Source organism: Sphingomonas sp., assembly GCF_965227385.1.
Classification (GTDB): domain Bacteria; phylum Pseudomonadota; class Alphaproteobacteria; order Sphingomonadales; family Sphingomonadaceae; genus Sphingomonas.
In genome coordinates, this window is the sequence record NZ_OZ245750.1 from 1 (window position 1) to 20571 (window position 20571).

General features: G+C 65.1%; 14 protein-coding genes. 5 read left to right on the plus strand and 9 right to left on the minus strand.

Features of this window, described 5'->3' with window-relative positions; all coding sequences use genetic code 11:
• From ACO05N_RS00005 to ACO05N_RS00015, 3 genes are all read right to left on the minus strand, one after another.
• Positions 1-277: Rieske 2Fe-2S domain-containing protein (locus ACO05N_RS00005; protein ID WP_422055165.1), on the minus strand; the 277-nt coding region annotated here is incomplete at its 3' end.
• 11 nt (positions 278-288) lie between these two features.
• Entirely contained in the window at positions 289-2358 is a 2070-nt protein-coding gene (locus ACO05N_RS00010; protein WP_422055166.1) for a TonB-dependent receptor, read from the minus strand.
• 110 nt (positions 2359-2468) lie between these two features.
• Complete coding sequence (locus ACO05N_RS00015) at positions 2469-5129, minus strand: LuxR C-terminal-related transcriptional regulator (protein ID WP_422055167.1); 2661 nt, start codon at positions 5127-5129, stop codon at positions 2469-2471.
• Between the two features lie 103 nt (positions 5130-5232).
• Here ACO05N_RS00015 and ACO05N_RS00020 point away from each other — a divergent pair, with 103 nt between their 5' ends.
• From ACO05N_RS00020 to nagE, 5 genes are all read left to right on the plus strand, one after another.
• A complete protein-coding gene (locus ACO05N_RS00020) occupies positions 5233-5934 on the plus strand; it encodes a type 1 glutamine amidotransferase domain-containing protein (protein WP_422055168.1) in 702 nt (233 codons plus the stop codon).
• A gap of 547 nt (positions 5935-6481) precedes the next feature.
• Complete coding sequence (locus tag ACO05N_RS00025) at positions 6482-7525, plus strand: SIS domain-containing protein (protein ID WP_422055169.1); 1044 nt, start codon at positions 6482-6484, stop codon at positions 7523-7525.
• Positions 7522-8688 carry an N-acetylglucosamine-6-phosphate deacetylase gene (gene nagA / locus ACO05N_RS00030; RefSeq protein WP_422055170.1) on the plus strand — a complete coding sequence of 389 codons (1167 nt, stop codon included), beginning with the start codon at positions 7522-7524 and terminating at the stop codon, positions 8686-8688. Before ACO05N_RS00025 ends, nagA begins: the two co-directional genes overlap by 4 nt.
• 19 nt (positions 8689-8707) lie before the next feature.
• Complete coding sequence (gene ptsP, locus ACO05N_RS00035) at positions 8708-11197, plus strand: phosphoenolpyruvate--protein phosphotransferase (protein WP_422055171.1); 2490 nt, start codon at positions 8708-8710, stop codon at positions 11195-11197.
• Positions 11194-12879 carry an N-acetylglucosamine-specific PTS transporter subunit IIBC gene (gene nagE, locus ACO05N_RS00040; protein WP_422055172.1) on the plus strand — a complete coding sequence of 562 codons (1686 nt, stop codon included), beginning with the start codon at positions 11194-11196 and terminating at the stop codon, positions 12877-12879. Before ptsP ends, nagE begins: the two co-directional genes overlap by 4 nt.
• A 201-nt stretch (positions 12880-13080) precedes the next feature.
• Here nagE and ACO05N_RS00045 read toward each other — a convergent pair whose 3' ends face one another.
• From ACO05N_RS00045 to ACO05N_RS00070, 6 genes are all read right to left on the minus strand, one after another.
• Entirely contained in the window at positions 13081-14019 is a 939-nt protein-coding gene (locus tag ACO05N_RS00045) for a sulfotransferase family protein (RefSeq protein ID WP_422055173.1), read from the minus strand.
• Positions 14016-14462 (minus strand): protein-export chaperone SecB, encoded by a 447-nt coding sequence (secB, locus tag ACO05N_RS00050; protein WP_422055174.1) that lies wholly within the window; start codon positions 14460-14462, stop codon positions 14016-14018. Before secB ends, ACO05N_RS00045 begins: the two co-directional genes overlap by 4 nt.
• Before the next feature lie 8 nt (positions 14463-14470).
• Positions 14471-15079: an aspartyl/asparaginyl beta-hydroxylase domain-containing protein gene (locus tag ACO05N_RS00055; protein ID WP_422055175.1), complete on the minus strand. Its 609-nt coding sequence runs from the start codon at positions 15077-15079 to the stop codon at positions 14471-14473.
• Positions 15076-16653 (minus strand): sulfotransferase, encoded by a 1578-nt coding sequence (locus ACO05N_RS00060; RefSeq protein WP_422055176.1) that lies wholly within the window; start codon positions 16651-16653, stop codon positions 15076-15078. Before ACO05N_RS00060 ends, ACO05N_RS00055 begins: the two co-directional genes overlap by 4 nt.
• 58 nt (positions 16654-16711) lie before the next feature.
• Complete coding sequence (locus ACO05N_RS00065; protein WP_422055177.1) at positions 16712-19570, minus strand: TonB-dependent receptor; 2859 nt, start codon at positions 19568-19570, stop codon at positions 16712-16714.
• Between the two features lie 117 nt (positions 19571-19687).
• Complete coding sequence (locus tag ACO05N_RS00070) at positions 19688-20407, minus strand: glycoside hydrolase family 16 protein (protein ID WP_422055178.1); 720 nt, start codon at positions 20405-20407, stop codon at positions 19688-19690.
• Between the last annotated feature and the right edge of the window lie 164 nt (positions 20408-20571).

A 20571-nucleotide genomic window follows, 5' to 3' on the forward strand; every position in this document is an offset into this window, starting at 1 on the left:
AGAGATCTGCGCCATTATGCGGGCAATAGGCGCTGACAACGTTCGCCACGCCATCCTCGCTGCGATAGACCGCGACACGACCGTCCAGGAAGTTGCGCCCCAAGACGCCGCCGGATGCGACATCGCTCGACCGACACAGCGGATACCAGTTCTGCGAGAACTGATCGTCCTGCCCCTCATAGGTTACGCCCCGCCCGTGCCGGCGGCGATCGAGCAGATCGACCGCGGCCTGCTCGCCGTTAAACATGCTTTCCAGATCGCGAACTTGCGTCGACATGGCTCAAATCCTCAGAAGTTGAAGGTTGCAGCGACGCCGTAGCGACGCGGCTGACCCGGGTAGCGGATGTCGGCAGCGCCGGCTGAGAACTCCTTGGCGAAGAACTCCTCAGTGTAGCGCGTGTCGAACAGGTTGTTGGCGTAGAGCGCGACCGAATAGCGCGGCGCCTCGAACGTCAGCCGGGCGTTGACAAGATGGACTGGATCCTGCCGATCGGCATTGTCGATGTGCCAGTAATTGCCGGACTTGCCTGAATAGTCCGCCCGGGCGATCAGCGACATGTCATTGCCGAGCCGCGCACGGTATTGGCCGAATAAGGTATAGGACCAGCGATAGGTCAGCGGCACCTGATTGCCGCGAAAGCGCGCCGTGCCGTCGAAATCCTTGATGTTGGTATCGATGAAGCCGAGCGACGCGCCGATCTGCACATCGCGCACCGGGCGAGCCTGTGCCTCCACCTCAAACCCGAAGATGTCGGTCTTGGCGACGTTGACGATGCCTTGATCCGCGAGGTTCAGGATGAAGACCTGCTGATCCTTGTACCGCATGTAGAACGCGGCCGCGTTCAGCGTGATGTGGCGATCCGCCAGGCTGTTCTTGGTGCCGAATTCCAGCGTGTCGGCGACTTCCGGGCGATAAATCGCAGGGAAAACGCCGGTTGGCGGATTGAACCCGCCGCTGCGGAAACCGCGCGCGGCCGTCGCATAGATCATCGATGTCGGCGATAGATCATATTTGATCGAGAGCTTGGGCTGCCACTCGTCAAAGCTCGCCTCGCGCCGTGGGCCGCCGGTCAACCGGTCCACCTGCTCGCGCTCGTCATTGTCGTAGCGCAGCGCGGCGGTCACTTCGAGAGCGTCGGTCAAGCTGTAGTTCAGCTGCGCATAGGCGGCGCGGGTCAGGATGTTCTCGTCCGCAGCGGCGACCAGCACGGGAATATAAGCGGACGGCGGCAAGCGGCTGGCCGTCGGATCGGGCGAGATCAGGACAGTGGTGTCGATGCGCTTCTTCGCATCGAGCAGGTACACGCCCGCCGTCCAGCGCAGCTTCTGCGCGGAGGGCGAGGCCAGCCGGATTTCCTGGCTGAAACTCTCATAGCCCCGCAGCTGTCGCGCGCCGAGGATCGACTTGGGCGTCCAGTCCAGGTCTTCGATGAGGTCAATGTCGGTCTTGTTGTAGGCAGTGACGGACGTCAGCGTGAATGGATCGAAGCGGTAGTCGATCTTGAGCGAGCCGTCCCTGGTATTGCGCGGGCTGAACCCCAGGAAATCGTTCTGGATCGGCTCGCTGGTGTTGTTGGGCTGGCCGTCCGGCAGCGGGATGTACCAGGACGCGCCGCCATCGAGGTCGCCATAGGCGCCGCGCAGGTCGAAGCTCAGCCGGTCGGTCGGTGTCAGGATCAGTCGCCCGCGCAGGTTCAGATCCTCGACGAAATCGACCTTGTGATCGAGCGTCACATTATGCTGCACACCGTCGAACTTGCGGTAATCGGCGGCCACGCGGAACAGCAGCAGATCGGGCACGAGCGCGCCACTCAGCGCGCCCGACAGCCGGCGATCGTCGCCATCGGCATAATCGACGCCGATGCGCCCCTGCAGCTCGTTGGTCGGTCGCTTGGTCGTGATGTTGATCGCGCCGCCGATCGCATTGCGCCCGTAAAGCGCTCCCTGCGGCCCCTTGAGCACTTCGATCTGCTCTAGGTCGAACAGCGCTTGCTTGATCATGTCAGTCGAAGTCATCTGGACCCCGTCGATCACCAGCGCGACCGGCGCTTCGCCGTTGCGCACCTGGCCGATGCCGCGCACGCTGATCGCGACCGTGCCGGCGTCCTGCGCATCGACCAGCGAGACGTTGGGGATCAGCGTCGTCACATCGTCGATGCTGCGGATGCCGGCCTCTTCGATCGCCTGAGCGGAAAAGGCGGTGACCGAGTCCGGCACCTTCTGCAGGCTTTCCGACCGCTGCCGCGCGGTGATGACGATCTCGTTGCCCTCGGCCTCGCCCGCCTGTGCCAGCGCGGCATTTGCGTTCAAGCTGGCGATCGCAGCGACCCCGCTCAGCAGGATCTTCCGGTAATTCATGTGCAGCTCCCTCCGACTGTCACGCCGGATTGTGATCCGTGCGCCTGTTCTCGAAGGCTACGGTCGAAGGGGACGCCGCGTATATCGGTCGAAAAGGTGGAGCCAGCGGATCAGATCAGGCGCAGGGTGCGGGCCGCCGCGATCGCTCGCGACCGTGTCGCCACGTCGAGCTTGCGGTAGATGTTGATGCGATGCGTCTTGATCGTGCTCTCTGCGATTCCCAGCGTCCGCGCCATTTCCTTGCTCGACAGCCCGTCCGCCAAGGCACGCAGCACATCCACCTCGCGCGGGGTAACGATGATGTCGCTAGCGGCAGGCGGCACGACAGTTGCGCCGCGGCGCGCCGACGGGCTGTTCTGACGCAACCGCGCGACGACACTGCGTTGCGCCGGCTCGAAAACGTGCAGTGCCGCCTCGCACGCCTGCATCAGCGGCGGCAGCAATGCGCCGAACTGCGAGACGAGGCCGATCAGTCCTTCCCGCTCGGCCGCCTCCAGCGCAGCGCGGAATGCCCGCGCCGCGTCGGTGGTGCGCCCCTGCGCGGCAGCTGTGGTTGCGCTCAGCATGTCGAGCTCGATCGCCAGCGCGGTCGAAGCAGTCGCGCCCGCCTGCGCCCTCAGCTCGCCTAGCGCTGCCGGATCGGCATGCCCCTGCTGCAGCGCGCAGGCAGTGATCGCGATGCGATAGTCGCACGGCAGACGCGGATCGCGCGCCACCATCAATGGGCTTGGCTCACCAAGCGTGTCGAGCAACAGCATGGCCGCGCTCACCTGCCCGACGCTCAACAGCATGCGCGCGCGCATCAGGTCGAGTTGATAGCGCAGGCGCGGCAAATTGCGCCGTTCTGCCGTCAGCCGACCGCGGTCGAGGATCTGTTCGGCGCGCGATTGATCGCCTGTGCGTAGCGCGGGCCAGGCCTGGGCGGCATAGGCGGCGACGAAGACTTCGTGCCAGCCCTCGGTGGCCTCGATGACCGGCAATGCCGCTTCGAGCAGGTCGGTCGCGGTAGAGAGATTGCCCGATAGATACAGCGTATAGGCCAGCAGGGCCAATGCCACGGCAACCTGCGGACTGCCCTCGCCGAACTGGCGCGTCGCCAGCTCCAGGCTGCGCCGAAAGCAAAGTTCCGCTTCACGACGGCGGCCGGTGCGCAGGTGCGACAAGCCAAGATATTGATAGGAATAGACCTCGACCAACGGCAGCTGGTGCAGTTGCGCGAGCCGTCCGGCCTTTTCGCCATGCACGCGGCACCATAGGTCGTCGCCGCGATCGAAACTGGCGAGCGAGGAGAGATGGTGCAGCAGGACGCGCATCGACGGGTCGTGGACGTCGTTTGTCAGCTGGCGGTCGAGAATCACCGCCGCCTCGGCCGGGAATGCACGGTCCTCATAAATGCGCAGAACCAGGTCGTTGCACAGGATCTCGCAAGCCAACCCCGGATCGCGCTGCTCGACCTCGGCCAGCGGGCAAGCGGCGATCAGCATGTCGAGCCGAATGCGCGCTTCGACCAGCCGGCCAGTCTGCGCGGCATAATAGGCCTGACCCAGAGCCACGCGCGGGAACTCCGCGACATCGCTCGTGTCGATCTCATCGAGATGGCGCAGCAAGGTGAGACCACCGCGCATCGCGATCCGCCAGCCGCCCGCCGCCTCGATGATCCCGAGGGACGCCGCGCGATCGGAGATCAGCGCCGAATGCGTCAGCGCCTCGGGCAACAGGCCCTCACCCGCCAGCCACGAGGCGGCACGCAGATGCAGCGCATCCAAGCGCTCGCGGCTCCCCTGCGCGAGCAAGTCGTACAGGAACTCGCGCAGCAGCGGATGGAACCGATACCATGTACCTTCATCGTCCAGCGGCGCGATCAGCAGGTTCTGCCGGCGCATCTGCTCCAGCATCGCCGCGCTGTCACCGCGCTGCGTGATCGCGTCGCCCAGCCGCTTGCTGATCCGCTCGGCAATCGAGGTTTCGAGGAGGAATTGCTGCGCGTCGGCTGACAGGCCCGAAAACACCTGTTCGGCCAAATAGTCCGCCAGATCGATCGACCTTCGCGTGAGATGGTCGAGATTCTCGATATTGCCCCGGCCTGCCAGCCACAAACGCAGCAATTGCAGCGCGGCGGGCCATCCCTCGGTCCGGTCGATCAGCTCGCCCCAGTCCACCTTCGCGCATTCCGCGCCAACGAACGCACGCGCTTCACTGTCCGAGAAGCGAATGTCCGCCTGATCGAGCTGGAGCAGCTGGCCTCTCACCCGTAGATGCGACAGCGCGATCTCCGGCAGACCGCGCAGCGCCAACACGATCGCGGCGTGGGCCGGCATGCGTTCGATCACATAATCCAGGAAACGGTTGGTCGCAGGCGAAGCGATGCGGTGATAATCGTCGATGATCAGTCGCACCGGCTCTTCGCTGGCCTCAAGCGCCAGCACCATCGCGCGCGCCGCCGCTTCGGCCGCTAGGCCGGGCAGGCCCGCATCGATGGCCTCGCTCGAATAAGGCAGGGGCAGGCCGGCGCGGTGCAGCGCCGCCATCAGATAGGCGAAGAACTGATCCGCCTCGAACTTGCCGTCATCGACGCTGTACCACGCGACCGCCACATCCTCCTGCCGCCAGCGCGCATGGCACTGGCTCAGCAGCGTCGTCTTGCCATAGCCGGCCGGCGCCGAAAGCACCGTCAACTGCCGCTGCGAAACGATGATCCGATCGATCAGGGCATCGCGCGAAAGCAGGTCGATCGACCTGTTCGGCGGCGCCAATTTGGTGCGGATCAGCATCGCGCGATCATGCCACAAAGCGGTCTTGTGCCCATCCACCTAATCGGTGGATTGTTTGCGCCGCAGAGAGACCGCACGCTTCTCGCGACTTTACGAGGGCGACATGACCAAGACTATCCTATTCGTACTCACGGGACAGAGCGAGCTGGGCGACACCGGCGCCAAAACCGGCGTCTGGCTCGAAGAGCTGGCAACGCCCTACCAACTATTGAGCGCGGCGGGCTATGACATCCTGTTCGGCACGCCCGGCGGCAGGGTGGCGCCGCTCGATCCGGCCAGCCTGGCCGAGCCATGGCTACTGCCGGCAGGTCACTGGTTTCTCGACCAGAAGAACGTCGTCGCGAAGCTGGATGCGCCGCTCGATCTCGCCGATGTCGACGCGTCGCGACTGGACGCGATCTTCCTGGTCGGCGGGACCGGGACACTGTGGGATTATCCAGACTGTCGGCCGCTGGGGTCGCTGGTCAGCGCGCTGATCGCGGATGAGCGGCCGGTAGCGGCGATCTGCCATGGCGTGGTCGGGCTGATGACGGCGACGACGCCCGACGGCGCGCCACTCGCTGCCGGAAAGGCGCTCACCTGCTTCAGCAACGAAGAAGAAGCGATGCTGGAATATGACAAGCTTGTGCCGCTGCTTGCCGAGACCGAGCTCCTGAAGCAAGGCGCGCGCTATAGCCAAGCAGCGGCATTCGAACCGCATCTAGTCGAGGACGGCGCGCTCATCACCGGCCAGAACCCGGCCAGCGCCGCCCCCCTGGCTCAAGCGTTGCTTGCTCGTTTAACCCAATTCTCGTCGCAGCCATAGGCCGCCCAACCTGTGACGGGCCTAGTGACTTGACGCTGGTGAACAAACGATCATCGAGGGGACACGTGTCCGCCCAGCGATGCGCAGTCGGCTTATGGGCCGGCAGCGGATAGGCGGCTTAAAGCTGCCCGACTCAGAAAAGCTGACATGCTCCGCCGGTCATATCCAGCGGAAGCTCACGACCAATGTACGCCATTCCGGCGCTGGCTAGCATGTCCGCTGAAGCTGGAACTGGTCGCTTGCAAGCTGGGCCGGAGCTGTATTCTCCTCGCGACACGCTTTTTGTCCGTTTCCGCGAACCCTCCGACGGTGATCCCTTGGACGCGCTGGCAACCGACGTGTCGGGGAATGAGCCGACATCCTCGGCGGTGATCGAGTGGACCCGTGTGTTGGCATAGTGCTTGCGGTTCTGCGCCGAGTCCAAGTCTGTCGCGACTGCCGATCATCAAAATCCGGCGGAGAATACCTCTTGATGACACACATATAACAACTATAGTACCAGCGGTCGGCGCAGCGTGTTCCGGCACAGCGGCGGGAAAGGCAGGCAATGGCGGGGGCAGCGACAATGGTCGAGCGCAGCACCTTGATGGAGAGCGAGGCCGGCGAAGCCGCAGCTGCGGTAGCGCGCATGCTGGATTCCAATGGTGCAGCCTTCGCCCGAATTGCGGCACGGCTCGCCGCCGACGCGCCCGCAACCGTCATCACCTGCGCCCGCGGTTCGTCCGACCATGCCGCGACTTACGCCAAATATCTGATCGAGACTTACGTCGGAGTGCCGGTGGCCTCGGCGGCGTTGTCGGTCGCCACCTTGTTCAACGCGCCGGTCCTTCCAGGCAACCGGCTGGTGATCGCCATTTCGCAATCGGGGCGCAGCCCAGACCTGCTCGCCACGGTCGAACTCCACCGGCGTGCAGGTGCCTATGTCGTTGCGCTGGTGAATGCCGAGGATGCGCCGCTGCGCGACCTCGCGCATGAGGTGATCGCGCTGTCCGCCGGTCCCGAACGTTCGGTCGCGGCGACGAAGTCCTATATCGCGTCGCTCGCTGCGATCGCGGCGCTGGTCGCCGCCTGGGCGCGCAACGCCGCGCTCGCCGGTGGGGTGGCTCAGCTGCCGGAGCTGCTCGAAAAGGCCTGGACCCTCGACTGGTCGGCTGGCGTCCCGGCGCTGGTCGATGCCGACAATCTGTTCGTGCTCGGACGCGGTCACGGCTATGGCATTGCGCAGGAAGCTGCGCTCAAGTTCAAGGAGACCTGTGCCCTGCATGCCGAGAGCTTCAGCGCTGCGGAGGTGCGGCACGGCCCGATGGCGATCGTCGGGCGTAATTTCCATGTCCTGGCATTTGGCGGGAGCGACCGCGCGGGGGCCAGTGTGCGAGAGACGGCGGCGGAGTTTCGTGCGCGCGGCGCGAAAATGCTGCTCGCCGATCCGGTCGCTGCCGATGCCGAACTGCCCGCGTTGGCGGCGCATCCGGCGATCGAGCCGCTGTTAATGGTGCAAAGCTTTTACGCTCTGGCCAACCGGCTGGCGCTGGCGCGCGGGCTCGACCCCGACGCCCCGCCACACCTGCGCAAGGTGACCGAAACGCTATGATCGTCCGCATCCTCAACGGGCGCATCGCGACGCCGCGCCAGGTGCTCGACTCCGCCGATATCGCCGTCGCGGGCGAGTGTATCGCCGCGATCGGCCCGGCGGGGTCTGGACGTGCCGATGCGACGATCGATCTCGACGGCGGCTGGCTGCTGCCCGGTTTCATCGATTGCCAGGTCAATGGCGGCGGCGGCGTGCTGTTCAACGACCATGCCGATCTCGAGGCTATCGCCGCGATCGGCGCGGCGCATGCCGGATTCGGCACGACCGGCTTCCTCCCCACGCTGATCAGCGATACGGCGAAGCAGATCGCCGCCGCGCTCGACGCGGTCGATGCGGCGATCGTTCAGGGCGTTCCGGGGGTGCTCGGCATCCATATCGAGGGGCCGTTCATCAACGCGGTGAAGCGCGGAATCCACGAGGCGCATCGCATTCGCCCGCTCGACAGCGATACGCTCGCCCTGCTGACCGCGCCCCGCCGCGGACGGGTGATGGTGACTCTGGCGCCCGAACAATGCGCGCCCGAAGACATTGCGACGCTGACCCGCCATGGCGTGATCGTCAGTGCAGGGCATAGCGATGCGACCTATGACGCCGCGAAGCGCGCAATTCATGCGGGGCTGTCCGGGGTCACGCATCTGTTCAATGCGATGTCGCCGCTGCACCACCGCGCGCCGGGACTGGTCGGTGCGGCGCTGGATTCGGATATCTGGTGCGGGCTGATCGTCGACGACGCGCATCTTCACCCCGCCGCAGTGCGGATCGCGGTCAAGGCCAAGGGTGTTCACCGGCTGATGCTGGTCACCGACGCGATGCCGACCGTCGGCACCGATGCGACCGAATTCATGCTGCAGGGCAAGCGGATCACGGTGCGCAACGGGGTATGCGTGTTCAGCGACGGCACGCTGGCCGGCACGCATCTCGACATGGCCTCGGCGCTGCGGAACACGGTCGCGTTGACCGGGCTGTCGGTCGCCGATGCCGCGACGATGGCCAGCACCACCCCGGCACATTTCCTGTCGCTCTCCGACCAGCGCGGTTCGCTGGAGGTCGGGCTGCGCGCCGACTGGGTCAGCCTGGACCGCGATCTGCGGCCGACCGGTACCTGGATCGGTGGCATTCCGTTACATTCTGATGCTCCTGCGCGCCTGAGCGCTTCCCTTTGATGAAAGGACCGGCGGCACGATGACGCTGATCATCACTTCGCCGCTTCGGGGCTGGGCCACCCAGCTCGATCGGGTCCCCGACCCCGTTTTCGCGCAGCGGATGATGGGAGACGGCGTCGCGATCCACCCGCTGGGCGACATCGTCTGCGCGCCATGCGACGGTGAGATCGTGACGCTGCACGATTCCGCCCACGCCGTGTCGTTGCGCAGCGACGAGGGCGCAGAGCTGTTGATCCATATCGGGCTGGAGACGGTCGCGCTGAAGGGGCGGGGCTTCACGCCGTTGGTGGCGCCGGGCGCGCGCGTGCTGCGCGGCGATCCGCTGATCCGCTTCGACCTCGATGCAGTTGCGCTCGCCGCCGCCAGCCTCATCACACCGGTCGTGGTGACCAACGCCGAAGCCTTTACCATCACCCGCCGCACCGTTGACCGCGCGGTCGGGGCGTGTGAGGAGTTGATGGCACTCGCCCCGACTGCTCAGACCCAGCGCCGCTGGTCGGATGACGGGACGGTGATTGCGCAGACGGTGACGCTGCGTCTGCCCCATGGCATCCACGCCCGCCCCGCCGCACGGATCGGCGAATGCGCGCGCGGGTTCGAGGCCGATGTGCACCTGGTGCTGGGCGAACAGCGTGGCGACGCGCGCAGCCCCATCGCCCTGCTCGCGCTGGGCACGAAGCTGGGTGATGTGGTGCGGATCGAGGCGCGCGGCGACGATGCCGAAGCCGCGCTCGCCGCGATGATGGCGCTGCTCGACACCGACATGGGAGAAGGGGTGCCCACCGCCGATGCGCGGCCGCCCGTCAACGCGCGCTTGCTGGAGCCCGGACAGATTGCAGGCGTGATCGCCGCTCCCGGCCTGGCGATCGGGCCGGTCGCGCGGATTGATCGCGCGGCGATCGCGGTGCAGCGCGAGGGCGCGGGCGTGGAGGTCGAACGCGAGGCGCTCGCCGCCGCGCTGGTCGATGTGGGGGAGCGGATTGCGGCGCGGGCGGCCACCGGAAACAGCCATGTCTCGGCGGTGATGACGGCGCACCTCGCGCTGCTCGATGATCCCGGCCTCGCCAGCGCGGCGGATGCGCGGATCGCCGAGGGCGCGAGCGCAGGCTTTGCCTGGCGCGGCGCGGTGCATGACCAGATCGACGCCCTGCGCGCGACCCGCAACGCGCATCTGGTCGAACGGATCGACGACCTGATCGATATCGAGCGACAGGTGCTGGCAGTGCTGACCGGGACCCCCGCCGATGCCGATGCGGCGCCACCGGGCGCGATCCTGGTTGCCGATGACCTGCTCCCGTCCCAGCTGGTGTCTCTTGCCGAAGCGGGGCCCGCCGGCCTGTGTCTTGCGCGCGGTGGCCCGACCTCGCACGTGGCAATTCTGTGCGCGGGAATGGGGTTGCCTGCGCTGGTGGCGATGGGCAATGCGCTCGATGCTGCAACGCCCGGCGTCACCATGCTGCTCGATGCCGAGACGGGTTGCGCGACGATTGCGCCCGACGCGGCGACGCACGATGCCTTTGCCGCCCGATGCGATGCGCGCAGCGCACGCCGCGCCGCCGCGCAGGCGGCCGCCAGCGATCCCTGCCACACCGCCGATGGCACGCGGATCGAGCTGTTCGCCAATCTCGGCAGCGTCGAGGATGCGCACGCCGCCGCCGCACAGGGGGCGGAAGGATCGGGACTGGTGCGCAGCGAATTCCTGTTTCTGGGCCGCAATGCTGCGCCGTCGGAGGATGAGCAGCTTGCCGCATATCAGGGGATCGCCGATGCCCTGCCCGGCCTGCCCGTCATTGTCCGCCTGCTCGACATCGGCGGCGACAAGCCCGCCGCCTATCTCCCGTTCGCGGCGGAGGAGAATCCGGCGCTCGGCCAGCGCGGCATCCGCGTCGGCCTTGCACATCCTGATCTGCTCGAAAGCCAGCTGCGTGCAATTCTGCGGGTCCGGCCCGCTGGCCAATGTCGCATCATGTTGCCGATGGTGGCGAGCGTCGCGGAGATCGTCGCGGTGCGCACCGTTGTCGACCGGCTGCGGGGGGATCTGGGGATTGCCGAGCCGGTTCCGGTCGGCGTGATGGTCGAGACCCCGGCGGCGGCGATCACCGCCGATCTGCTGGCGGCCCACGCCGATTTCCTGTCGATCGGGACCAATGACCTCAGTCAATATGTGCTGGCGATGGACCGCGGCAACCCGGTGGTGGCGGCGCAGGTCGATCCGCTGCATCCGGCGGTCCTGCGCATGATCGCCGAGACTTGCCGCCGCGGCGCGGGGGCCGGGCGCTGGGTCGGGGTCTGTGGCGGCCTTGCCTCCGATCCGCTGGCGGTGCCGATTCTGATCGGGCTGGGTGCCACGGAATTGTCGGCGGTGCCGGGCTTCGTTGCGGAGGCAAAGGCGATCGTCCGGTCGCTGACGCTGGCTTCGGCACAGGCGCACGCCCGCGCCGCGCTCGATTGCACCTCAGCGGCCGACGTTCGCGCGCTCGCCCGCGCTTTTGCGGAGAGCCGCGCATGAAGAAGATCCTCGAAGCGCTCCAGCCGCTCGGTCGGGCATTGATGCTGCCGATCGCGGTACTCCCGATCGCCGGACTGTTGCTGCGCGTCGGCCAGCCCGACTTGCTCGACATCGCCTTCATCTCGGCCGCCGGTGCGGCGATCTTCGACAATCTCGGCATCCTGTTCGCGATCGGCGTGGCGACGGGCTTCGCCCGCGACGGCAACGGCGCGGCCGCGCTGGCGGGGATCACATGCTATCTCACGACCATGACCGGGGCACAGACCTTCCTGGTGACGCCGACCGATATCGGCGCGGGTCTGCCGGACGCGGCCGCTGCACTCGCGAGCAAGACATGGGTGATCAGCCAGATCGACCGGCTGGAGGTACCGATCGGCATTCTCTCCGGCCTGATCGGGGGCAAATTCTACAACCGCTTCGCAACGATCGCGCTGCCCGAGTATCTGGCCTTTTTCGGCGGGCGACGCTTCGTCCCGATCGCCGCGGGCATTGCCGGTCTGGCGCTTGCTGCGCTGGTCGGTGGCCTGAATTCGCAGATCAGCGCCGGCATGGACGGGGTCAGCCGCGGCGTCGTGGGGTCGGGCGAGTTCGGGCTATTCGCCTATGGCGTGCTCAACCGGCTGCTGATCGTCACCGGACTGCACCATATCATCAACAATATCGCCTGGTTCGTGATTGGCGATTTCAACGGCGTGACCGGCGATCTGCGGCGCTTTTTCGCCGGGGACGCCAGCGCAGGGGCTTTCATGACCGGATTTTTCCCGGTGATGATGTTCGGCCTGCCCGCGGCATGCCTCGCCATGTACCATGAGGCGCGGCCGGAGCGGCGCAAGGCAGTGGGCGGCATGCTCTTCAGCCTTGCCTTCACCAGTTTCCTGACCGGCGTCACCGAGCCCATCGAATTCAGCTTTATGTTTCTCGCGCCGCTGCTCTACGCAGTTCATGCGGTGCTGACCGGGTTGTCGATGGCGCTGATGCACCTGCTCGGTGTGAAGCTTGGCTTCGGCTTCTCCGCCGGCCTGTTCGATTATGTGCTGAACTTCAAGCTGTCGACTCAGCCCTGGCTGCTGCTGCCGGTCGGCGCGGTCTATGCGCTGCTCTATTACACCCTGTTCCGTTTCTTCATCCGCAAGCTCGACCTTGCGACACCCGGGCGCGAGCGCGAGGCGACATCGACCGCCAGCGGCGCGGCGGTAGAGGGCGGGCGCGGTGCCCAGTTCGTGGCCGCGCTGGGCGGTGCGGCCAATTTGACCAGCGTCGACGCGTGCACCACCCGGTTGCGCCTGATCGTCGTCGATCAGCAGGCGATCGACGATGCGGCGCTGACCGCATTGGGCGCGCGCGGGATCATCCGGCCCTCGGCAAATGCGGCCCAGGTCGTGCTCGGGCCACTCGCCGACCTGATCGCGGAAGAGATTCGGGATGCACTTGGCGGCGCCAGCACCACCCCGGTGAACCAACCGCAGCCGATCGCCGCAGCCGTTCCGCCTCCATCGCTCGACGCTGCACTCGTCGCGGCGCTGGGGGGCGCGTCGAACATCATCGGCTATCGCGCCTTGCACGATCGGCTGCGGGTCGAGGTCGCCGCGCCGGAGCGTGTCGATGCCGCCGCTCTCGGCACCGCGACCCGCGGCGCGGCCCAGCTGGAGGCAGGGGTGTTTCACCTGCTACCGGTCGACTAGCCGCGCACCAGCCGTTTCAGTTGGAGTTTGTTTCAGCAAAGCTGAAACGCCTGCGGCACCGCCCACTCCAGGACCGGCAGCGCGGGAAATCGTTCGCCGAACCGCGTCTGCAGTAGATCGGGACTCTCTGGGTCGTCGTGAATCCTGACGAAGTCGCCCGGAGGATGATTTGGCGTTTGTCGCGCATGCTGCGCTAGCGCTTCACCGGCATGCCGAGCCCAGACGGCTTTCGATCCGGCGAGCGGTCGGGATCGTCGACGGCAACACGGCATCCACTTCCGCAGCGCGCAGCCGCCACTTGCCCTGGCTAGGAGGGGTGACGGTGGATGCCGATGTGGGCAGCGCGGCGTCGCGCCACTGCTGCCACGGTCCGGCGATATTCAGCCGCTCGCCGAGCGCCGTCAGCACCATCTCCGGCGCATCGATCAACGCCTGATAGCTGACGCCGATCATCGGCGCATCGCCCAGATCTGCCAGGATCTGATCGTTACAGGCGTTCCACTGAAAGGCGCAGATGTCCGCCAACGGCCTTCCGATCAACGCCCGCCATCCGCGCGGGAGGACGAAGCACCATTGCTCCCGATCCCAACCTGGCAACTTGCGATAGGTTACGAAACGACCGGTGCGCGCGCCCGTTTCCCAGCCTTCGATCAGGCTGGCAATCGTTTCGGCGGCATCGCGGTGCAGGAACACATAGCGCGCATTTGGAAACACGTGTTTGAGGAAGGGCAGGTTCAGGGCATTGCGTGGCGTCTTCTCGACAATCACATACCCCTCGGTACTGCGGCCGGGCAAGTCGTGCAGCAGTCGGCCCTGGTTGTTGCGCAACATCGCCAGGAACATGCAGCGGAACATGCGCACCGTTTCAGGATCGGCATGCCGCGCGTCCAGCATACCCGAATCGAACTCCGGGTTTTCGGCGGCAAGGTGAGGAAATTGGCGGTAGACGGCATGCGTCTCGCCACCGATCGTCAACACCTGGCGCGATCGCGACAGCAGATCGAACAGGAGCGTGCTGCCCGATCGGGGCGCGGACAACAGTACGACGATATTGGCCAGCCGCGCCTCCAGCTCTGCGTCCGGCAGCCGCGCATAACGCCGCGCGATCATGGCGATGCGCGCGGGATCGGCGGCGCTCATCCCGGCAGGCGTCCGGCCTTGCGCATCAGGTCGGTGTAGAGCGCGTCCCAGTTGATGGGGTCGAGCATCAGCGCGGGGAAGCTCGCCTTCACCGCGATGCTGTCGAGCACTTCGCGAAGATAGGGAAACAGCGCATTGGGGCAGACCGTGTGCAGGATGCGATCCTGCATCGCGGCGTCGAAGCCGCTGAGGTGGAACAGCCCCGCTTGCACCGCTTCGGCCATGAACGCGGTGGTGCCGGCATTCTCCGCGGTGACGGTGATGCGCGTGGCGACTTCGTGCAGATCTTCTGCCACCTGCGCCGCAGCCACGTCGGTATCGATCGACAGTTCCGGCTTCCAGTCATTGGTGAAGCTGTGGTGCCCGCCCGGGGCTTCGAACGAGACGTCCTTGAGGTAGATCCGCACGATCCGAAAGTTTCCGCCTGCCTGTGTCACATGCATTCCCTTGTTCAGGCGACCAGTGCGCCGTCGTGATCGAACACCGTTTCGCCGGGTTGGACATAGTCCATGATGAGATGGACCCGCGATACGTCGCCATCATTGCTGACGGCGTGAATCAACCGGTTGTTGATCTCCCATATCTCGCCCGGCTGCATCGCAACGCTGGTTCCGCCGACATGGAACCGGCAATCCGGGTTCGACCAGATCGGCAGGTGGATACGGTGGCAGCGCGCCAGTGAATAGCCCCCGTCCGCATGCGGCTTGATCGCTGCCCGGGGCGCGAGGCGGGTCAGGATCATGCGTACGAAATAGCCCGCGCCATGCCGCGCGATCCAGCGGCGCTGGCGCATCGTCCTGCTGAAATGCGCGCGGATCAGCGTCATGACCGGGTCGAGCAGCGGCAGCAGCTCGCCATAAGCGGGGTGAACCGTGGGATCGCGATGGCGATAATCGGCATCGAAGATCAGTTTCACCATGGCGGTACTGGCATGCGCGTCGAACAGCTCCTGGCGGCTCTGGTCTTCGTACCACCGCGCCTCGTCGAATGCGCGCACCGCCGCCTGCAGGGGCGCGATCGGCACGGTACCGAGCAGCTCGATATCGCCCTGGAAGTTCATGCCGCCTCCAATATCGCGCGCGCCGGGTTCAGCGCGTCACCGTAACGCTGGGCATGGTTCAGCGCGGAGGTGTAGATCGGCTGGCGCACCTGGGCGAGGCTGGCCGTATCCACTGGCGCAACATTGCGCTCGGGCGTCAGGCATGCGTCGTGCCAGTCGAGACCCAGAAAAGCCTTCACCGCGCGTAACGTGCCGGCGGGATCGCGGACCAGGTCCGCATAGCGTACCTCCAAGATACGACCCGGCAGGCGATCGACCCAGAACGCCATCAGCGCGCGATAGCAGCGATAATAGCGCGCGCACTCCTCCAGGTCGTAGGAGAAATGGTGAAAGCCGAGCGAGAACATCTGCTTGAAATTGGCGAACACGGTGTCGAGCGGATCGCGCACGGTATGGATGAACCGGGCGGCCGGCAGCGCGTCGGCGATCAGGCCCAGATCCAAGAAGTTCATATGATATTTGTCGGTGAACCATTTGCCGGCAAACCCTTCGGGCGCGGCGTTGGCGCGATAATGTGCGCCGATCGCCGCCACATCCACGACGCGATCCGGCTGGCCATAGAAATGCTCGTGGAACCCTGGCCCGCCGGCGTAGCCGGTGGCGACCTTCATCGCCTCCTTGACGTTGCCCAGTTCGCCCATGGTCGCGACGTCCGGATGACAGCCAAGCATGCGGTCGAGCAGCGTACTGCCGGTGCGCGGCAGGCCGACGATGAACAACGGCGCGGGCCGCGACGCCGGCTGCGGAGCCGCGACCGGGCGGCCCTCGAAATAGCTCCGGGTGAGTGCGAACGCTGCTTCGCTCGCTTCATGCGAGTAGGGGGCGAGCGCCCGCATGATGCGGTTGCCTGCGGCAAAGGCATCAAATGCGGCCCGATAGTCGCCGCTGTCCTCCAGCGCCTTGCCCAGCGCGAAATGCGCAGCCGCCATATCCTCGCTATCGGGTTCGAGATGCGGCAACGCCGCCGCCACGCGGCGTGCGATGTCGCTGGCGTCACGCTGCTTGCGGACATAGGCGAGCAGGCGGATGCCGTGGCCCGAATGCGGGCGCACCGTCAGCGCCTGTTGGAAACAGCGCTCCGCCATATCCATCCGCCCGAGCTTTTGGTTGATATGGCCCAGGTTCACCAGGGCGGCCACATCGGTCGCATCCTCGCGCAGCAGCAGTTCATAGGTTGCGCGCGCTTGATCGAACAGGCCGAGTTCATGCGCAGCCTTGGCCAGTTCGTGCCGCACCGCGCGCGCGAGGCCGGGGCGCCCCAGCATCGCATCCACGATCGGAAACGCCTGTTTGCGGGCAAAGGCCGCCAGATGGCCCCGCAGCCGCAGTAGTTCGAGTTCGATCGAGGCGCCATGCCGGTCGATCGCACGGTTGGCGACCGCCGCGGCAAAGCTGCCGCAGCCCAGATCCAGCAGCAGTTCCGCCTCGACCCGGGCGACGTCCGCGCCTTCCCCACCGGTGTCCTGCACACGATGCAGCTCTGCCAGTGCGTTCAGCGGATCCTGCGTGCGCAACGCCGCAATCCGCGCAATGCTGCGACGAAGCCGGGCCGGACCGATTGTGGTTGCACTCATCGCATCAGAATAGGCGCTCCCCTGCCGGCGGCAAGGCAGCGCCCCATTCATCATCGCCTCAGAACTTCGCCGTGAAGGTCAAGCCGATATAGCGGTCGAAGTCGCGCGGCACATTGCCCTGCACCGCTGCCTGCCGGAAGAAGCGACCGTCCGGCGTCGCGCCATAGGTCGGATAGGCCTGCGCGATGCCGACCAGTTCCGGGACGACCGCCAGATCGCCGCCCACGGCGCGGCTTCCCAGCCCGTCGCCATAATCCGTCTTCAACACATAATAGTGCTTGTTGAACAGGTTCTTGACCGACAGGCCGAACGAGAAGCGTTCATCCGGGGTCGACGCACCCAAGAACAGATTGTGGAGCGTGACGCCCGGCGCCGTCGTATTCTCGTTGTTGTTCGCCTCACCGCCATGGTTGGTATACTCGGCCGAGCGATGATGGGTGTTCCAGCGAATGAACGCGGGGATACGACCCACTTTGAACTCGTAGGTCGCATTGCCGACCACGGTATCGACCGGCGCATTGGCCAGCCGCGCCCCGTCCAGCTGGAAGAACCGGCCGCGCCGGGGGAAGGTGTAGTCGAAGAACTCACCATAGTTGATGATGTCCGAGCAGCCGGTGGCCGCCCCGGCACACGGGATCACCACATCGGTGTCAGCGAACCGGGCGTCGACATGGCTCCACGCCGCCTGAAGCGAAAAGCCTTTGAACACCCTCCACGTCACTTCCGCGTCGAAGCCCTTGGTCTTCAGCGTACCGGCATCGATGATGTCGAAGCGGTTGATCGGCTGACCGCTTGCGGTCGGGTCGTTGCCGATATTCTGGAGCCCGCCATTGACGATTGGGAACAGATCGTAGTCGAGCAGGCGCAGGCGCTCCTGATAATGGTAGAAATTGGTGCGGAAGTAGGTGAAGTTCACGCGCAGGCGACGGTCGAACCATTCGGTGCGCGCACCCAGTTCCAGGTTGCGCGAGCGCTCAGGCGAGATCGGATATTTGCTGTCCAGTCGCGCCTGGGTCATGTCGCTGTCGCTGTGCCAGGCGGCGCCCTTGTAGCCAGAGGACAGGTTGGCGAAGAAGGTCAGGTCGCGCGACGGCTGGAACACCAGGGCCGCCTTGTACGAGAACGCCCAGTCCGATGCCGACTTTGCGATCGTGCGGAACGGCGTTGCGGGGCTGCGGATGTCGAGATTGGCCGCAGGATCGCTGGTCACCCGCCCAAAGAACGGATTGGCAACGAAGATGCGGCGACCGTCGATCTCAATTCGGTTGCCATCGGGATCGTTGATCCACAACAACGTCGGCCGCGTATCGATATTGGGCACGCCATCGTCGCGCACGTCCATGCGGTAACGCGACTTTTCATAGGTTCCGCGGCCGCCCAGAACCAGTGTAAACATCCGGTGCAGGTGGACATTTGCCTGGCCGAAGATTGCGGCATTGTCCGTGGTGATGACGTTGTCGCGATATTCGCGATTGTAGATCAGGTCGGACAGGTTGTTCTGGATGCCGACGCCGGTCACCGCCGGATTCACTTCGTCAAAGCCGAAGGCGTAGCCGGCGCAGTCGAGCAGGTTGAAGTTGGCGTCGACCTGACTGGTGGCGAGACCCGGTTCCTGACATGCCAGCACCTTCTGATCGCGCTCCACGCGCGAGTGCTGGAAATAGGTTCCCGCCACGAAGTCGAACGTATCGCTGACCGGCGACGCCACGCGCAGTTCGTGCTGAAAGGTTTCGCTGTTCACCGTGCCGGCGAAATTCAGCGGAAAGATATTCGCCGCGACGCCGATACCGGAATCGTTGGTGTAGAGGTCGGTCTTGCGCACATGCAGCGTAGTCGTCAGCTCGTATCCGTCGATATCCTTGATGAATTCGAGCGAGGCACCGTACGACTTCTGACCGCCATTGTCGCGGCCGGGGGGGGCGGAGGTGCGGTTGTTCTCCGGCCCCGCCGGCGTCTGCGAGATTTCGTGCAGGCGCGTCTTCAACAGCTGATCCAGCGCTGCAGGCGTGAGGTTGAGGCCGTCGATCACCGATTGCGGAATCTGGCCGAACCCGTCGCCGATGGTGAAATCGTCCCGACGCAGGAACACGCGGATGCCCGGCCCGAAGTTCAGTTCGCCATAATCCGCGCGCAGCAGCAGGGTCGACGTGTCGTCCAGTTCGGTCAGATACTGGGCGCGACCGCCAAATCCAGAGCTTTCGCCGCCGTTCGGCGCGTCTTCGATGACGTTCGGGATCCAGCCCTGCTGTTTCTTGCCGAACAGGTTGACGCGAAGTGCGGAGCGGTCGGTCAGCGGCTGGTTCATCGTGACGGATGTGTTGATTCCGCCGAACAGCTCGCCCTCGCCCTCTTCCAGCGTCAGGTCATAGCGATATTCGGTCTTGTTAAGCTTGGGGCGATTGGTCCGCACGAGCAGCGCGCCAGCGACCGAGTTCTTGCCGAACAGCGTGCCTTGCGGCCCCTTGAGCACTTCAACCGATTCAAGGTCGTTGATGTCGCCGAACAGGCTGGAATTGCGCGCCTGCACTTCCCCGTCGACGTTGATCGCGGCGCTGGGTTCGATGCCGATGAACGACTGGTTAGAGCCGACGCCGCGGATCAGGAAGCCCACGTTGCGCTGATCGTTGTTCTCACGGATCGAGATGCCGGTGACCATCTGCTGAATGTCCTTCAGCGTATCGGCACCTTGTGCGCGCAGTTCTTCGCCGTCGACCCGACTGATCGTGACCGGCACATCCTGCAGATTTTCCTCGCGGCGCTGTGCCGTGACGACGATTTCCTTAAGGCCGCTGTCGCTTTCCTCGGCAGCAACTGCATCCTGTGCCTGTGCGACGCCGGAGAACTGGAACGCCGCCACGGCACCGAGCGAGACGCCCAGGCGCAGTGCATTGCGGATTTTTTCGATCGCTGATTTCATTGTCGCCCCGCCCCAAAACAAGAAAAGAATACCACTACAATGCCAAAACGAAACCAAATTGCAATAGTATCGTCACGCTGATCTGGTTTCGCCTTGGCAAACCGTTCGCCGCGCGGCTCAGGCCGGCGTGAAGGTGAAGTTGGTGATGATGATCTCAACCGGTTGCGCATCGGCCGGCGGTGCCGTGACCCACAGGTTCATGAACACCGGCATCGGCTGTTGACCGATTCGGTTCGGCATCCCGGCGGGCGCGAAAATCCAGTCGGCGATCGGCAGCGGATTATTGTCATAATGACCGTGCGTGGACTGGAACCGCACGCTTTGCGGACCCCAGATATAGCGGTGGGTGGACCAGTCGCCGTTCAACGTCATCGGAAAGTGGATGGTGGTGTGCGGCAGACCGGACGCCGCCGGATAGACCGTGTAATTGAGGATGTTAGCCGACGGGTCACCCCACCGGGTGAATTCGATGTCCAGCTCATTGGTGCCGTCGGGTCCCACATCGGCGGTCGGATAATGGAACAGGCCGAAGACCACATTGCGATCGAGCTGATCGACCCGGCTCGCCAGCTGCCATTGATAGGTGCCGAAGCCCAGCCGTTGAACCGTCTGAACCTGTGACGAGCACCAGCTGCCATCCGGTCGGCGCGTCAGCTTCAAATGAAGTCTGCCCTGCGCGTCGACAAATACATTGGAATCGCACCAATTGTTGTTGCGCGGCCCGCCCACGCCGTCCGGCCGGACCGTCCACTGATATCCCGAAAAATTGATTGTCCGCGCCGACGCCGGCGCTGCGCCTGCTACGAGTGCAATGGCGCCGCTCAGAACGGCGATCAAGGCCCTGGAGGGTCGTGGAGTCATGTTCAAGCTCCTCTGTGGGCGGCGGACAATCTCCGACTCGCCTAACGATAGGTATCATGAAAATCTCTAAAGGATATATATTGATCTTATTTTGCGAACTCGCGCGCAGGGTTCAAAACGATCGATCAGATAACGAGATG

Bases quoted from the DNA above. Each gene is read 5' to 3' on its own strand.
- ACO05N_RS00010 (WP_422055166.1), bottom strand. From the start codon at position 2,358: ATGAATTACCGGAAGATCCTGCTGAGCGGGGTCGCTGCGATCGCCAGC.
- ACO05N_RS00015 (WP_422055167.1), bottom strand. From the start codon at position 5,129: ATGCTGATCCGCACCAAATTGGCGCCGCCGAACAGGTCGATCGACCTG.
- ACO05N_RS00020 (WP_422055168.1), top strand. From the start codon at position 5,233: ATGACCAAGACTATCCTATTCGTACTCACGGGACAGAGCGAGCTGGGC.
- ACO05N_RS00025 (WP_422055169.1), top strand. From the start codon at position 6,482: ATGGCGGGGGCAGCGACAATGGTCGAGCGCAGCACCTTGATGGAGAGC.
- nagA (WP_422055170.1), top strand. From the start codon at position 7,522: ATGATCGTCCGCATCCTCAACGGGCGCATCGCGACGCCGCGCCAGGTG.
- ptsP (WP_422055171.1), top strand. From the start codon at position 8,708: ATGACGCTGATCATCACTTCGCCGCTTCGGGGCTGGGCCACCCAGCTC.
- nagE (WP_422055172.1), top strand. From the start codon at position 11,194: ATGAAGAAGATCCTCGAAGCGCTCCAGCCGCTCGGTCGGGCATTGATG.
- ACO05N_RS00045 (WP_422055173.1), bottom strand. From the start codon at position 14,019: ATGAGCGCCGCCGATCCCGCGCGCATCGCCATGATCGCGCGGCGTTAT.
- secB (WP_422055174.1), bottom strand. From the start codon at position 14,462: ATGCATGTGACACAGGCAGGCGGAAACTTTCGGATCGTGCGGATCTAC.
- ACO05N_RS00055 (WP_422055175.1), bottom strand. From the start codon at position 15,079: ATGAACTTCCAGGGCGATATCGAGCTGCTCGGTACCGTGCCGATCGCG.
- ACO05N_RS00060 (WP_422055176.1), bottom strand. From the start codon at position 16,653: ATGAGTGCAACCACAATCGGTCCGGCCCGGCTTCGTCGCAGCATTGCG.
- ACO05N_RS00065 (WP_422055177.1), bottom strand. From the start codon at position 19,570: ATGAAATCAGCGATCGAAAAAATCCGCAATGCACTGCGCCTGGGCGTC.